The sequence below is a fragment of the Prosthecodimorpha staleyi genome, assembly GCF_018729455.1.
Classification (GTDB): domain Bacteria; phylum Pseudomonadota; class Alphaproteobacteria; order Rhizobiales; family Ancalomicrobiaceae; genus Prosthecodimorpha; species Prosthecodimorpha staleyi.
In genome coordinates, this window is the sequence record NZ_JAHHZF010000006.1 from 88,818 (window position 1) to 103,589 (window position 14,772).

General features: G+C 69.6%; 11 protein-coding genes. 1 reads left to right on the top strand and 10 read right to left on the bottom strand.

Going from position 1 to position 14,772, the window contains the following annotated elements; genetic code table 11:
• Positions 1-9: 9 nt before the first annotated feature.
• Positions 10-543, bottom strand: a complete 534-nt coding sequence (locus tag KL771_RS13135) for a TRAP transporter small permease (protein WP_261969011.1) — start codon at positions 541-543, stop codon at positions 10-12.
• Positions 544-619: 76 nt separating this feature from the next.
• Entirely contained in the window at positions 620-1,597 is a 978-nt protein-coding gene (locus tag KL771_RS13140; protein ID WP_261969012.1) for a TRAP transporter substrate-binding protein, read from the bottom strand.
• Between the two features lie 136 nt (positions 1,598-1,733).
• Between KL771_RS13140 and KL771_RS13145 the strand changes: the two genes are divergently transcribed.
• Positions 1,734-5,354 (top strand): hydantoinase B/oxoprolinase family protein, encoded by a 3,621-nt coding sequence (locus KL771_RS13145; protein WP_261969013.1) that lies wholly within the window; start codon positions 1,734-1,736, stop codon positions 5,352-5,354.
• A gap of 3 nt (positions 5,355-5,357) precedes the next feature.
• Here the strand turns inward: KL771_RS13145 and KL771_RS13150 are convergent, their stop codons facing one another.
• The 8 genes from KL771_RS13150 to KL771_RS13185 all read right to left on the bottom strand — a co-directional run bounded on the left by KL771_RS13150 (position 5,358) and on the right by KL771_RS13185 (position 14,757).
• The gene (locus KL771_RS13150; protein WP_261969014.1) at positions 5,358-7,586 is read right to left on the bottom strand and encodes an SUMF1/EgtB/PvdO family nonheme iron enzyme; all 2,229 of its coding nucleotides are present in this window, start codon (positions 7,584-7,586) and stop codon (positions 5,358-5,360) included.
• A 393-nt stretch (positions 7,587-7,979) separates the two neighbouring features.
• A complete protein-coding gene (locus tag KL771_RS13155; RefSeq protein ID WP_261969015.1) occupies positions 7,980-8,150 on the bottom strand; it encodes a hypothetical protein in 171 nt (56 codons plus the stop codon).
• Between the two features lie 108 nt (positions 8,151-8,258).
• The gene (locus KL771_RS13160; protein ID WP_261969016.1) at positions 8,259-8,990 is read right to left on the bottom strand and encodes a hypothetical protein; all 732 of its coding nucleotides are present in this window, start codon (positions 8,988-8,990) and stop codon (positions 8,259-8,261) included.
• A 135-nt stretch (positions 8,991-9,125) separates the two neighbouring features.
• Positions 9,126-9,317 (bottom strand): CsbD family protein, encoded by a 192-nt coding sequence (locus tag KL771_RS13165; RefSeq protein ID WP_261969017.1) that lies wholly within the window; start codon positions 9,315-9,317, stop codon positions 9,126-9,128.
• 127 nt (positions 9,318-9,444) lie between these two features.
• Positions 9,445-10,800 (bottom strand): L-serine ammonia-lyase, encoded by a 1,356-nt coding sequence (locus tag KL771_RS13170; RefSeq protein ID WP_261969286.1) that lies wholly within the window; start codon positions 10,798-10,800, stop codon positions 9,445-9,447.
• Positions 10,801-10,893: 93 nt separating this feature from the next.
• Positions 10,894-11,454, bottom strand: coding sequence for a sarcosine oxidase subunit gamma (locus KL771_RS13175; RefSeq protein ID WP_261969018.1), 561 nt, complete (start codon positions 11,452-11,454; stop codon positions 10,894-10,896).
• Positions 11,444-14,446: a sarcosine oxidase subunit alpha family protein gene (locus tag KL771_RS13180; protein WP_261969019.1), complete on the bottom strand. Its 3,003-nt coding sequence runs from the start codon at positions 14,444-14,446 to the stop codon at positions 11,444-11,446. Before KL771_RS13180 ends, KL771_RS13175 begins: the two co-directional genes overlap by 11 nt.
• On the bottom strand, positions 14,443-14,757 hold the full coding sequence (locus KL771_RS13185; RefSeq protein ID WP_261969020.1) for a sarcosine oxidase subunit delta: 315 nt from the start codon (positions 14,755-14,757) through the stop codon (positions 14,443-14,445). Before KL771_RS13185 ends, KL771_RS13180 begins: the two co-directional genes overlap by 4 nt.
• Positions 14,758-14,772 lie beyond the last annotated feature (15 nt).

A 14,772-nucleotide genomic window follows, 5' to 3' on the forward strand; every position in this document is an offset into this window, starting at 1 on the left:
GATCGCTCCTCAGCGTTCGAAGGTCGGCGCGTCTTCCGCCGAGGCAGCCGCATGGGCGAGATGGGACGGCGTGCCGCCCTTGAGCGCGCGCAGGAGATCTTCCGCCAGCGCGACGGCAAACACGGCAAGGCCGACGACCATGGAGAGCTGCGGGATCCAGAGCGGAACGGCGACCAGACCCGAGGCGACATCGTGGAAGCGCCAGGAATCGAAGGCCATGCGGCCGCACCAGAAGGTGGCCCAACCGATCGCCACCATGGCGGCCGCGAGCAGAACGGTCTCGAGCCCGTGGCGGACCGGTCCGCCGATCCGGTCGATGATCAGGCCGACGCGAATGTGCTCGCCGCGCCGATAGGCCGGGGCCAGCCCGAGAAACAGGACCGCGACCAGGCCGTAGCCGGAGAAGTCGTCCGAGGCCGGTACCTGGCTGGCGACCAGACGCAGGCCGACATCGGCCAGGATGATGCACCCGATGCCGATCAGAGCGAGACCGGAAAGGATTTCCATCAGCCGGTAGAGGGGGTTGAGGGGCGACGAGGTCACGGCGGCGGGGCTCCCGGACGGATGCGGCGGTCGGACGGGAAAAGGGCCGGAGCGTCGCCGCCCCGGCCCTTGCGGATCACTTCTTGAAGGCCTCGATGATGGCCTTGCCGTCCGGACCGGCCTTGTCGGCCCATTCGGTCGCCATGGTCTCGCCGATCTTGGTCAGTTCCGCCGCCATCGTGGCGGTCGGCGCGCCGACCTTCATGCCCTTCTCGGCCATGGTCTTCTTGAAGCCCTCGTTGAGCTTCTCGGACTCGGCCCATCCGCGCGCCTCGGCAGCCGCCGCCGCCGCCAGCACCGCCTTGCGGTCGGCCTCGGACAGGGCGTCGAAGGCGGCCTTGTTGGCGAAGACGATGTTCTGCGGCAGGAAGGCCTGCGTGTCGTAGTAGTTGGAAAGGTAGTCCCAGGCCTGGGTGTCGACGCCGGTGGCGCCCGACGAGATCATCGCCTCGGCGAGGCCGGCGCGGAAGGCCTGCGGCAGTTCGGCCTGCTGGACGGTCACCGGCGAGGCGCCGAGCAACTGGGCGAAGCGGGCGGTGGCCGGATTGTAGGAGCGGAACTTCAGGCCTTTCAGGTCGGCCAGCGCGGCCATGTCCTTCTTGGCATAGACACCCTGCGGCGGCCAGGCGACCGAGTAGAGCAGGATCATGCCCTGCTTCTCCAGCCGGGCGGAAAGCGCCGGCTTGGCGATGGCATAGAGCTTCTTGGCCTGCGCGTAGCTGGTGGCCAGGCCCGGGATGGAATCGAAGGCGAAGATCGCATCCTCGTTGCCGAGGGTGGAGACGAGCAGTTCGCCGATCTGAACCGTGCCGGTCTGCACGCCGCGCTTGATCTCGGGCAGCTTCAGCAGCGACGCGTTCGAATGGACCGTGATGGCGAGCCGGCCGCCGGTCGCCTTGCCGACCTCGTCGACGAACAGGCGGTTGTTGGCGGTGTGGAAGTTGCCGTCCGGATAGGGCGTCGGCATGTCCCACTTGACGGTCTGCGCCGAGGCGGCGCCGGAGAGCGATACGGCGACGAGGCCGGCGATGAGGCTGGCGAAGACTGATTTCACGATGTCCTCCGTCAAAGATTCCGGCCTGCCGCGTGGCGTCCGGACCCTGACCGGACTGTTCCATCGGCCTGCCGTCTTGTCAACAAAATCTCGACAAGTTATCGTCGTTTTCAAATCGAATGGCTCGAGGCTGGTTATGGCGAAAGTTTGGGACTTCTGGATCGATCGCGGCGGCACCTTCACGGACGTGATCGGGCGCGATCCGGCTGGCAAGATCCATGCCCTCAAGCTGCTGTCCGAAAACCCCGAAGCCTACCGGGATGCGGCGGTGGCCGGCATCCGCGCCCATCTCGGGCTCGCCGCCGGGGCGCCGATCCCGGCCGGCCTGGTCGGCGAGGTGCGCATGGGCACGACGGTCGCCACCAACGCGCTCCTGGAGCGCAAGGGTGACCGCACGCTGTTCGTCACCACGCGCGGCTTCCGCGACAGCCTGGAGATCGCCTACCAGGACCGCCCGGACATCTTCGCCAAGGCGATCATCAAGCCCGAGCAGCTCTACGAGCGCGTCGTCGAGGTCGACGAGCGCGTGCTGGCCGACGGCACCGTGGAACGGCCGCTCGATCTCGCCGGCGCCCGCGCTGCGCTGACGGCGGCCCGCGCCGACGGCTTCGATGCGGTCGCCATCTCGCTGATGCATGCCTGGCGGCACACCGCCCACGAGAAGGCGCTCGCCGCCCTCGCCCGCGAACTCGGCTTCGCGCAGGTCTCGGTTGGCCACGAGGTCTCGCCGCTGATCAAGCTGGTCGGGCGCGGCGACACGACCGTGGTCGACGCCTATCTGTCGCCGATCCTCGCCCGCTATGTCGGCCAGGTCGCCGAGGAGCTCGATGTCGAGCGCTCGGGCGCGCGGCTGATGTTCATGATGTCGTCGGGCGGGCTGACCGCCGCCAACCTGTTCCAGGGCAAGGACGCGATCCTGTCCGGGCCGGCGGGCGGCGTGGTCGGCCTCGCCGAGACCGGCCGGTCGGCCGGCTTCGAGCGCGTCATCGGCTTCGACATGGGCGGCACCTCGACCGACGTTGCCCATTATGACGGCGCCTATGAGCGCGCCTTCGACACCGAGGTCGCCGGCGTGCGCATCCGGGCGCCGATGATGCTGATCCACACGGTGGCGGCGGGCGGTGGTTCGATCCTGCATTTCGACGGCGCCCGCTTCCGGGTCGGGCCGGATTCGGCCGGCGCCAATCCGGGTCCGGCCTGCTACCGGCGCGGCGGCCCGCTCGCGGTGACCGACGCCAACGTCATGGTCGGCAAGCTGATCCCGGACTATTTCCCGGCCATTTTCGGCCCCGGCCAGGACCGGCCGCTCGATGCCGAGACGGTGCGCGACCGCTTCGCGGCGTTGGCGGCGCAGGTCGGCGACGGACGCAGCGCCGAGGAGGTCGCCGACGGTTTCATCCAGATCGCTATCGCCAACATGGCCGAGGCGATCAAGCGCATCTCGGTGCAGCGCGGCTACGACGTGACCGGCTACGTCCTCAACTGCTTCGGCGGCGCCGGCGGCCAGCATGCCTGCCTGGTCGCCGACGCGCTCGGCATGACGCGCGTGCTGATCCATCCGCTCTCTGGCCTGCTCTCCGCCTACGGCATGGGCCTCGCCGACATCCGCGCCACGCGGGTGCAGGCGCTCGGCGCGGCGCTCGAGGGTTCGGACGCGGCCATCGAGACTTTGGGCGAGGCGCTCGGCACGGTCTGCCGGCAGGAACTCGACGGCCAGGGCGTACCGGCCGACGAGGTCACGACCCATGTCCGCGCCCATATCCGCTATCAGGGCACCGACACGGCGCTGGAGGTCGCCGCCTATGACGTGGCCGGCGGTCGGATCGTCGCCGACCATCGCCCGGCCATGCGCGAGGCTTTTCTCACCGCCCACAAGGCCCGCTTCGGCTTCGTCGATGCCGACAAGCCGATGGTGGTCGACGCAGTCTCGGTCGAGGCGATCGGCGGGGCGGCCCGCTTCGTCGAGCCGGAGCGGCCCGAGACCGCCACGGGTGCGCCCGAGCCGGCGCGGCGGACGCGCTTCTTCAGCCGCGGCCGCTGGCGCGAGGCCGGCGTCTTCACCCGCGACCGGCTCGCCCCCGGCCATGCGATCCCGGGACCGGCGATCATCATCGAGCCGAACCAGACCATCGTGGTTGAGGACGGCTGGCGCGCGCGCCTGACGGCCCGCGACCATCTGGTGCTCGACCGGACCGAGGCGATGGTCCACCGCGCTGCGGTCGGCACCACGGCCGATCCGGTGATGCTGGAGATCTTCAACAATCTCTTCATGTCGATCGCCGAGCAGATGGGCGTCACGCTGCAGAACACCGCCTATTCGGTCAACATCAAGGAGCGGCTCGACTTCTCCTGCGCGGTATTCGACCGCGACGGCGCGCTGGTCGCCAACGCGCCGCACATGCCGGTGCATCTCGGCTCGATGGACCGCTCGGTCGAGACGGTCATCCGCCAGAACCCGGTGATCCGGCCGGGCGACGTCTTCGCCCTGAACGCGCCCTACAACGGCGGCACGCATCTGCCCGACATCACCGTCTGCACGCCGGTCTTCGACGCGGCGGGCGAGCGCATCCAGTTCTGGGTGGCGAGCCGCGGCCATCACGCCGATGTCGGCGGCATCGCGCCCGGCTCCATGTCGCCGCGCGCGACCCGGATTGAGGAGGAAGGCGTCTATATCGACAATTTCAAGCTCGTCGAGGAAGGCCGCTTCCGCGAGGCGGAGTTGGTCGAACTCCTGACCGGCGGCCCCTACCCGGTCCGCAACGTCGTGCAGAACGTCAACGACCTGAAGGCGCAGATCGCCGCCAACGCCAAGGGCCTGGCGGAACTGCGCAAGATGATCGCCCATTTCGGGCTCGACGTGGTCGAGGCCTATATGGGCCATGTCCAGGACAATGCGGCGGAGAGCGTGCGCCGGGTGCTCGACCGGCTCGCCGACGGCGCCTTCGAGTTGGAGATGGACCAGGGCTGCGTCATCAAGGTGCGCATCACGGTCGACCGTGCGGCACGGCGCGCGACCGTCGACTTCACCGGCACTTCGGCGCAGCGCGACGACAACTTCAACGCCCCCGCCCCGGTCACGCGCGCGGCGGTGCTCTACGTCTTCCGGGTCATGGTCGACGATGCCATCCCGATGAATGCCGGCTGCCTGCGGCCGATCGACATCGTCGTGCCGGAGGCGACCATGCTCAGCCCGCGCTATCCGGCGGCGGTCGTGGCCGGCAATGTCGAGGTCAGCCAGGCGGTCACCAACGCGCTGTTCGGCGCGCTCGGCGCCATGTCGTGCAGCCAAGGCACCATGAACAACCTGACCTTCGGCAACGACCGCTACCAGTATTACGAGACCATCTGCTCCGGCGCCCCGGCCGGCCCGACCTGGGACGGCGCCCATGCAGTCCATGTCCACATGACCAATTCGCGCCTGACCGATCCGGAGATCCTGGAGACGCGCTTTCCGGTCGTGCTGGAGGAATTCGTCGTCCGCCGCGGTTCGGGCGGGCGCGGCGCGCATCCGGGCGGCGACGGCACGCGGCGCACGATCCGCTTCCTGGAACGGATGGACTGCGCGGTCCTCTCCGGCCACCGCCGGGTCCATCCCTTCGGCATGGCCGGCGGCGGCCCCGGCGAACTCGGCTCCAACACGGTGCGCCGCCTGGACGGTTCGACCGAGGATCTCGGCGGCTGCGGACAGACCGTGCTGGAGCCCGGCGAGGCGATCACGGTGGTGACGCCGACTTCCGGAGGCTATGGGGCGGCGTGAGCGCTACGGCGTTCGCTGGAGCGGCCGGACGACCCGGAAACCGATGGTGATCGCGGCCGTGGCGGGAGCTGTCGTGGCCCGGGACGCCACCCTCATGTCGACGCCGCCTTTGCCCCAAGACCCTCCGCGCGCGACCCGGTTCCCGCAGTTCGCAAAATCGTGCGCGGACACATCGGCAATCGGAACCGAATAGGTCAACGCACTGTAACAGTCCGCCACCCACTGATAGACATTGCCCTGCATGTCATAGAGGCCGAAGGCGTTGGGCGCGAACTTGCCGACTGGAGACACGCCCGGATAGCCGTCGTCGCATTCGATACTGGCAGCAGTGGCCTTGAACGCCCGTTTCGCCGAAAGGTCGTAGACATTGGCATAGCGGCAGAGCGATTTTTCGTCGTCGCCATGCGCATAGCGTCGCGACGGGGCGGATTCGTCCGTGACCCCGCGTGCGGCATATTCCCATTCCGCTTCGCTCGGCAGGCGGTAGTGCTGCCCCGAATGCCGGGTCAGCCACTCGGTATAGGCTTTGGCATCGAACCAGGACACGCAGGTGACCGGATCCGAGATCTTGTCGACGAACTGCGTCCAGGTGCCGCCGACCTTCTGGCAATTCGTCTTCGACTGATAGTTGCCGATGATGCCGAAGGACTGGAACTGCCGGACCGTGATCGGGAACTTGGAGACGGCGAACGGCCGATGGATCGGAATGACCCGCTGCGGTCCCTCGTCGTCGTGCCGGCCCGCCTCGGTCGGCGGCGAACCCATCCGGAAGCGGCCGGTCGGCAGGACCACCATGACCGGGCATACGTCGCATTCGCGGAATTCGTCGCCTGGCCTCAGGCAACTCTCGTCGAAGGCCGACAGCGTTGCGGGTGGACCGGCGAGCCTTTGCCACACCTTGCCGCATGTCTCTTCAACCCTGCCGGACGCGGGACGATCCGGCTTGCCTACCGGCCCCTCTGGCTGGCCTGCTGGCCCCTCCGGCCGGCCGGTCGGAAGAACGGCGGCAAGCTTGCCGCGTTCGGCGCGCGCCCAGACGGCGTAGCGGCCCGTCCCATGCCGTTCAAGGAAGGCATCCCAGGCCTCCACGGTGGCGATCCGCGCGGCGATCTGGAAGTCGCCCTGCGCCAAGGCATCCAGGTCGGGGGTTTGGGCGGGGGGCGGATTGCCGGTCGTCGTGGTCGCAACCATCGTGGTGGTGGTGGCGTTGGTCGCAGCTGACTTCTCGACCAGCACGACATCCTCGCCGCCCATGCGCGGGAAGTAGACGGCTGGCTCCTGCGGGCCGGTGGGCTCCGCCGCGGTGGCGCGGCGGACATCGTCATAGACGAAGCCGAACAGGCGCCGCACGTCGACACCGGGCTCGACCAGCCGTTTCATCAGCGCGCTCGCATAGGGGCTGTTCTCCCCCTGGCCGTCCCCGGCGGTCTTGCCCTCCGCGGCCGAAAAGGCGATCACCTCGGCGGCGTCGGCTTCGACGCGACCGAGACCGCGGCCCGGGACGACCGAGCGGCGGGAGACCGTCATCCGCTTCACGAAGGGATTGTCGCGGCAGGCATCGAGGATCACGACCCTGAGCCGCCCGGCACCGGCAACCGCATCGCGGACCCGCTGCAGGCCGAGCGCCTCGTCCTCGACATCGGCGCTCGACGCCAGGGCGGCGTCGGTCGGGATCAGCCAGTTGCCGCCGCCGACCTCCATGCCGTGACCGGCGAAGTAGACGAGCGCGACATCGGCCCGCTCCGCCTTCGACGCGAATTGCCTGAGCGCGTCGCGCATCCGCCGTCGATCGAGATCGGAATGGAACGTGACGTCGAACCCGGCCCCCGCCAGCAGCTTGGCGATGGCCGCGGCGTCCCGGGGTGGATTCCGGAGCGGTTCGACAAATCTGTAGGCGCCGTTGCCGATCACCAGAGCCACCCGCGTCTCGGCGCGCGCGCCACCGATCGAGAGCGCGAACAGAACGCAGATCAAGACGAGCCGTAGGATCATGGGCCGGTTCCGCGCGACAGAAACGACTGGTTCGACCCGAAATAGAGCAAAGCCGGCCGACCGCCGCAATCGGCCCACGCCCCAAATCGTTTGCAGCGCATGGGGTTGAGGAGTTCGACCCAGCCTGCCCCACGGCTCTTTCCCGTTGTCCCCCTTGGGCGGAGAAGGGGATAACGCGTTGAGGGATTGGAGAAATCGATTGTGCCGCTCCCGCGGCTCCTTCCCCTTCGCCCCCTGCAAAGGGGGGAAGGTGGCCGCAGGCCGGATGAGGGGCCTGGATGCCGCAGCCTTGCGACAGACCGGTGGCCCGGATCGGCAGGCCGGCGGCCGGACGGCCAACCCGGCATATTGACGCGCGATCGCCCCCCTCATCCGCCCTTCGGGCACCTTCTCCCCCCTTGGGGGGCGAAGGGGATAACGCGCGGGGGGAATTGCGGAAAGCGGCCCGGCCGAGCCCGCGACTCCTTCCCCTTCTCCCCTCAAGGGGGGAGAAGGTGGCCGAAGGCCGGATGAGGGGGTAGATTTGGAAACGCTTGCAGAATCATCGGCCTAAGCTGCCGGATCTCGACCGGATGACTGCGGGCCGCGGACGGTCGGCGCTTCCGTCTCCCTGCGCCGTCCCGTCCGGCATCGTCAGATCTTGGTGATCTTCACCGAGACGGGATCGCTGCCCGGGAAGCTCTCCTCGATGCCCTCGTCGAGGCGCTTGTCCTCGCGGGCCTTGGTGTCTTCCATCTTGGGCTTCTCCTTGAGCGGCACCTGTTCGACCTCGTCCTTGCGAATCGTGCGGGGCTTGATCTGCATGGGGTGTCCCTCCGGGTTCCGGCGGCCGGCACGGGCCGGCGCCTCTCTGAGGTCAACCCGCGAACGGGCCGGAACGTTCCCGCCGCCGGACAATCCGGGCCGCGACCCTCACCAACCCGGGCGAAAGCTCAGCGAGACGCGCGTGACGAGGGCGTCGTAGCGCCGCTCGTCGCGGCGCGGGTAGCGCAGTTCGACGCCGTGCACGCCGTCGCGGCCGCGCGCCAGGCGCAGGTAGAAGACCTCGTCGCCGCGGTTGCCGGAAATCACCAGATGGCCGTTGCGGGTCAGGCGCCGGTAGCCGACCGGCGGGCTGCCGGCCTCGCGCAGATAGTCGGCGGCGACGGCGGTGAGCGGGCGCCCGGCCGGATCCGGCAGGGCGAAGGCGGAAAGCCGCAGGGTGCCGTCGGCGGAGGCCAGCGTCTCGCCGGCCCCGTCGGGCAGCGCCGTTCCGGCGACGAAGAGCCCGGCCGGATAGTCGAAGGCGAAGCCGTGCCGCTCGCTGCGATAGGGTCGCCAGTCCGGCGTCAGGGTGCCGGTCCCCCGCGAGGGGCCTGCCAGGGCCGGCTGTCCCGCAAGGTCCGGATCGCCGACGATAGCCGGGTTTCGCGCGAGATCCGGCATGTCGACATCCGCTGGGGGCCCGGCTGGGGCCGGGGTGCCGGAGCCAGCCGGGGTCCCGGCCGGGGCCCGATCAGCGCCGTCGCCGAATTCGGCCCGGGCGCGGTCGCGCAGGCTCATGCCGGACGGTTCGAAGCGCTCCGCCGCCGACAGCCCGGCCGTCAGGACCGGAAGCAGACAGCAGGCCAGGACGGTGCGGCGCAGGACGGCACGGGTGGGCATCGGCATCCTCGTGAGTTCCTCGAGGCCGCCCGAAGGCCGGTCTCAGCGCGGCGGCGGGGCGGTTCGGGCGATCCTCAAATGAAACGGCGCCGGCCTTGAGGCCGACGCCGCTCGTTTTCATGGCGAAGATGAACGTCAGATCTTGTCGATGTTCTTCTTCACGGCATCCTTGGCTTCGCCGACGGCCTTCTGCGCTTCGCCCTTGCGCTCCTGCACCCAGCCCTCGGCTTGCAGTTCCTTGTCGTCGGTCGCCTTGCCGATACCCTGCTTGACATTGCCGATCGCCTCGTTGGCGACGCCCTTAACCTTGTCGGTCATGCTGCCCATGGGAAAGCTCTCCGTTGTCTGGTGCTCGGTTACGCGCCGTTTTCTTGCGCGTGGCGATGTCCTGACAACGTCCCCACGGGGGCGGGGTTCCATGCTGTCGCCGAAAATCGCGTTGGCCCGATCGGGCTCAGCACTCCGGCACATTGACGGCGAGGCCGCCGAGGGAGGTTTCCTTGTACTTGGTGGCCATGTCCTTGCCGGTCTGGTGCATGGTCGCGATGACCTGGTCCAGGCTGACGCGGTGCGTGCCGTCGCCCTTCAGCGCCATCGAGGCGGCGTTGATCGCCTTGATCGCCCCGAAAGCGTTGCGCTCGATGCAGGGGATCTGGACGAGCCCGCCGATCGGGTCGCAGGTCATGCCGAGATGATGCTCCATGCCGATCTCGGCGGCATTCTCGATCTGCTCGTTGGAGCCGCCGAGCGCAGCGGCGAGCCCGGCGGCCGCCATCGAGCAGGCGACGCCGACCTCGCCCTGGCAGCCGACCTCGGCACCCGAGATGGAGGCATTGAGTTTGAACAGGCCGCCGATCGCGGTCGCGGTCAAAAGGAAGGCATGGATTCCGTCTTCATTCGCGCCTTCGCAGAAGTCGCGGTAGTAGCGCAGCACCGCCGGCACGACCCCGGCCGCCCCGTTGGTCGGCGCGGTGACGACCCGGCCGCCGGCGGCATTCTCCTCGTTCACCGCCATGGCGAACAGGCTGACCCAGTCCATCACCTCATGCGGCATGCGATGGTTGGCCCGGCGGTCCTGCTCCAGCCGCTCGGCGAAGGGGCGCGCACGGCGCTTGACCTTGAGCCCGCCGGGCAGTTCGCCGTCATGGCGCATGCCGCGCTCGATGCACAGGAACATGGTCTCGGCGATCCGGTCGAGATGCGCCGTCACCCGCTCGGCGCGGCGCTGGGCGCATTCGTTCGCCCAGACCATGGCGGCGATCGTCTGGCCCGACCTCTGGCCCATGGCGAGCAGCTGGTCGCCGGAGCGGTAGGGAAAGGGCAGCGGCGTCTCGTCCTCGGCGCCGACCAGATCCTCGCCGGCCCGGACCACGAAGCCGCCGCCGATCGAATACCAGGTCTCCTCGGCGAGCGTCCGGCCGTCGGCCGCGAAGGCCGCGAAGGTCATCGTGTTCGGGTGGCCCTCGGTCGGCGTGACGAAATCGAACACGATGTCGCGCGCGGGGTCGAATTCAATAATCCGGTTGGCGACCGGGAGGAGCTTGTCGGCTTCGACCGCCTCCAGATGAAGACGGGCCTCATCGGGTTCGACCTGGTCGGGGATCTGGCCGGTCAATCCCATGATCACGGCCTTGTCAGTGCCGTGGCCCTTGCCGGTCCAGGCGAGCGAGCCGTAGAGGCGCACCTCGACGCGCTTGAAGCGCTCGCCGACCAGCCCGTCCGCGAAGGACTTGGCGGCCCGCATCGGTCCGACGGTATGCGAGGAGGACGGCCCGATGCCGATCTTGAAGAGGTCGAAGACGCTGATCATCGATGGCCCGCCCTGCCCGTCGCCGTCCATGCCCGCCCTGGCGATCGCCGGAAGCAGCGGCCCCACCCGCCGCTCCGGCCCGTCACCCTTGCTTCAAGCGTATTCCCGCGCCGCCTCGGCCAGGAAGCCGAGCAGATAGGGCGCGAAGGAGCGCCAGCCCTCGATATGGAACCGGTCGGCGGCCTGGCGCCAGAGCACGATCTCGGCCTTGCCGAGCAGGGTGCGGGTGCACATGCCGACCGGGAAGGCCGACGGATGCAGGTCGAGCGGGCAGCCGGCATTGAGCACGTCGACGGCGCGGGCGCCCGACAGGATCAGCCCGGTGTTGCGGTGCCCGACATCGACCGCACTGTGCGGCTCGGCGACCGCGCCGGCAATGGCGGCGAGGATCGCCTCACCTTCTCCGTCGCGGCCGATCAGCAGCCATTCGTCCGGGCCGAGCCAGAGCGCGGCGCGGCCGCCGGCCTCGCCGGCACGCATCGGCACGGTCGACAGGGGCGCGCCGAAGGCCGCGGAGACGGCCGCGGCTGCCGCCGGGCTGCCGCGGAACAGGATGCGGGCGAGCGGACCGGTCGGCACCGCCTTGACGCGCGAGGTGGCCGGAAAGGCCGGCAGGCCCTCGAAGGCGCCGATGCGCCTGATCTCAGGGGTCAAGGCGACCTCCCTCCTTGTCGTAGAAGACCGGGTCGACCACCGTCACGGCAATCGCACCGCCCGGCATGGGCACATGCAGCGTCTCACCGAGCCGCGACCGGCCGCGCTCGACCATGGCGAGCGCGATCGAGCGGCCGAGCACCGCGGAATGGTAGGCCGAGGTGACGTGGCCGATGGCATGGGTGCGCGGCGCCGGATCGGCTTCCTGCGTGATCTGCGCCCCCTCCTCCAGCACGACCTTCGGATCGACCGTGGCGAGGCCGACCAGCTGGGTGCGGCCGGGCTTCAGGAGGTCGGCGCGGGCGAGGCCGCGCTTGCCGACGAAGTCCGGCTTCGACTTGCCGACCGCCCAGCCGACGCCGGCCTCGTCGGGCGTCACCGTGCCGTCGGTATCCTGGCCGACGATGATGTAGCCCTTCTCGGCGCGCAGCACATGCATGGCCTCGGTGCCGTAGGGACAGCCGCCGAGCGCGACGACCCGGGTATGCACGGCCTCCCAGATCGCCTTGCCATAGGCCGCCGGCACGTTGATCTCGAAGCCGAGTTCGCCGGTGAAGCTCATGCGGAACAGGCGGCAGGGCACGCCCAGGATGGTACCGATGCGCACGCTCATATGCGGCATGGCGGCCTTGGAGACGTCGATGCCCTCGATCAGCGGCGCGATCGCCTCGCGCGCCTTCGGGCCCTGGACGGCGATCACCGCCCACTGCTCGCTGGTCGAGGTCAGCCAGACTTTCAGGTCGGGCCACTCGGTCTGGAGATAGTCCTCCATATGCGAGAGCACGCGCGGGGCGCCGCCGGTGGTGGTCGTGACATGGAAGCGGTCGGCGGCGATGCGGCCGACGACGCCGTCGTCATAGACGAAGCCGTCGTCGCGGCACATGATGCCGTAACGGCAGCGACCGACCTCGAGCTTCAGGAACGGATTGACGTAGATCCGGTGCATGAACTCGGCCGCATCCGGCCCCACCACCTCGATCTTGCCGAGCGTCGAGGCATCGAAGATGCCAACCGCCGAGCGTACCGTCCGGCATTCGCGGTCGACCGCCTGGTGCATGGTCTCGCCCGAGCGCGGGAAGTACCACGCCCGCTTCCACAGGCCGACATTCTCGAACTCAGCGCCCGCCGCCGCGGCCCAGTCGTGGGTCGAGGTCTTGCGCACCGGATCGAACAGGTCGCCGCGCGAGGTGTTGGCGAAGATGCCGAAGGTCGTCGGCGTATAGGGCATGCGGAAGGTGGTCAGGCCGACCGCCGGGATCGGCTTGTCGAGCGCGCCGGCCGCGATGGCGAGCGCGTTCATGTTGGAGGTCTTGCCCTGGTCGGTCGCCATGCCGGTGGTGGTGTAGCGCTTGACATGCTCGATCGAGCGGAAGCCCTCGCGCACGGCGAGCTTGATGTCCTTGGCGGTCACGTCGTGCTGGAAGTCGACGAAGGCCTTGACCCGGCCGGGATTGCGGTCGTGCGGCAGGGCGCCGAGTACCTGGCCGTCCGGCGTCGTGGCGCCGGCGACCGCGAAGGTCTTCGTGCCGCGGGTGGCGAGGCCCGCCGCGCGCGCGGCGCTCTCGCCGGCCGCATAGCCCTCGTCCAGCACGGCGCCGAGCGCCATTGTGCCGTTGCAGGCGCCGGCCGAGCGCTCGTGCTCGGCCGAAAGGCCCGGCAGGTAGCGGCCGGTCGCCTCATCGAAGCGCAACTTGCCGCGCGACTGGGAGAACATGTGCAGGGTCGGCGTCCAGCCGCCCGACATGAGCAGGCTGTCGCAGGGTAGCACCGCATCGTGACGGACCGAGCCGTCGGCCTGGACATGGCCGAACTCGACCGAGGCGACGCGCAGCCGGCCGCGCGTGCCGGTGACGGTCGCGCCGGTCTCGACCCGGATGCCGGCGGCCCTTGCGGCCGCCGTCAAGGCGCCGCCTTCGCGGCGGATGTCGAGGATCGCCGGCACTTCGACGCCGGCGCGGTGCAGGTCGAGCGCGGCCAGATAGGCGCTGTCGCAGGCGGTCGCGACGACCGTCTTGCGGCCGGCCATGACGCCGTATCGGTTCAGGTAGGTGCGGCCGGCATCGGCGAACAGGATGCCGGGCCGGTCGTTCTCGGGGAAGACCAACGGGCGCTCGATGGCGCCGGTCGCGATGACGACCTGCTTGGCGCGCACCTGCCACATCCGCTCGCGCGGGCTCGCGGCCGGCGGGGCCGCCATGTGGTCGGTGATGCGCTCGGCCAGCGCGACGAAATTGTCGGCGAAATAGCCGAAGGCCGTGGTGCGGGTCAGGCAGGTGACCCGGTCTGACAGGGCCAGCGCCATGATCACGTCGGTCGACCATTGCCGGCCGCTCTGGCCCTCGATGGCCACGTCCGGATCGGACAGGAGCGAGCCGCCCATCTCGGCCTGCTCGTCGCACAGGATGACGCGGGCGCCGGATTCCATGGCGGCGAGCGCGGCGGCGAGGCCGGCCGGGCCGGCGCCGATGACCAGCACGTCGCAATGGGCGAAGCGCGACTGGTAGCGGTCTGGATCGGGCAGCTCCGGCGCCTTGCCGAGGCCGGCGGCGGCGCGGATGCGCGGCTCGTAGACCGACTTCCAGAACTTCGCCGGCCACATGAAGGTCTTGTAGTAGAAGCCGGAGACGAAGATCGGCGACAAGAGGTCGTTGACCGCGCTGGCGTCGAAGGCGAGGCTCGGCCAGCGGTTCTGGCTCTCCGCCGTCATGCCTTCGTAGATCTCGACCTGCGTCGCACGCAGGTTCGGCGTCGAGCGGGCGGCATCGCGCGAGACGGTGACGAGCGCGTTCGGCTCCTCGGCGCCCGCGGTCAGGATGCCGCGCGGGCGGTGATACTTGAACGAGCGGCCGACCAGATGGACGCCGTTGGCGAGCAGCGCCGAGGCGAGCGTGTCGCCCTCGTAGCCGGTCAGCGCGCGGCCATCGAAGCGGAAGGCGACCGGCTTGTTGCGCTTGATGCGCCCGCCCTCAGGGCGGCGGAAGGTCTGGCTCATCGTCCCGCCTCCCTGGCGGCCAGATCGGCGGCGAGCGCCGCCAGATCGGGCTTCGGCGCGCCGACCTCGTAGACGGTCACGAACTTGTCGGTGACGGTGTGGCGGACCGCATTGAAGAAGCGCGCGCAGCCATGGACATGGCGCCAGCGCTCCGCGATCAGCCCCTTCGGGTTGGAGCGCAGATACAGGAAGGCCGCCATGTCGTCGTCGGTCGTGCCCTCGGGCGTCGGCCGCGCGATATGGGCCTCGCCCATGTTGCGGAACTCGATCTCGGGCCGCGGCCCGCAGATGGGACAGGTGATGAGCAGCATGGTTTCGACCGGGCT

What these genes read in the sequence shown, in the direction of transcription:
- KL771_RS13145 (WP_261969013.1), top strand. Translation starts at nt 1,734, where the DNA reads ATGGCGAAAGTTTGGGACTTCTGGATCGATCGCGGCGGCACCTTCACG.
- KL771_RS13155 (WP_261969015.1), bottom strand. Translation starts at nt 8,150, where the DNA reads ATGCAGATCAAGCCCCGCACGATTCGCAAGGACGAGGTCGAACAGGTG.
- KL771_RS13160 (WP_261969016.1), bottom strand. Translation starts at nt 8,990, where the DNA reads ATGCCCACCCGTGCCGTCCTGCGCCGCACCGTCCTGGCCTGCTGTCTG.
- KL771_RS13165 (WP_261969017.1), bottom strand. Translation starts at nt 9,317, where the DNA reads ATGGGCAGCATGACCGACAAGGTTAAGGGCGTCGCCAACGAGGCGATC.
- KL771_RS13170 (WP_261969286.1), bottom strand. Translation starts at nt 10,800, where the DNA reads ATGATCAGCGTCTTCGACCTCTTCAAGATCGGCATCGGGCCGTCCTCC.
- KL771_RS13180 (WP_261969019.1), bottom strand. Translation starts at nt 14,446, where the DNA reads ATGAGCCAGACCTTCCGCCGCCCTGAGGGCGGGCGCATCAAGCGCAAC.
- KL771_RS13185 (WP_261969020.1), bottom strand. Translation starts at nt 14,757, where the DNA reads ATGCTGCTCATCACCTGTCCCATCTGCGGGCCGCGGCCCGAGATCGAG.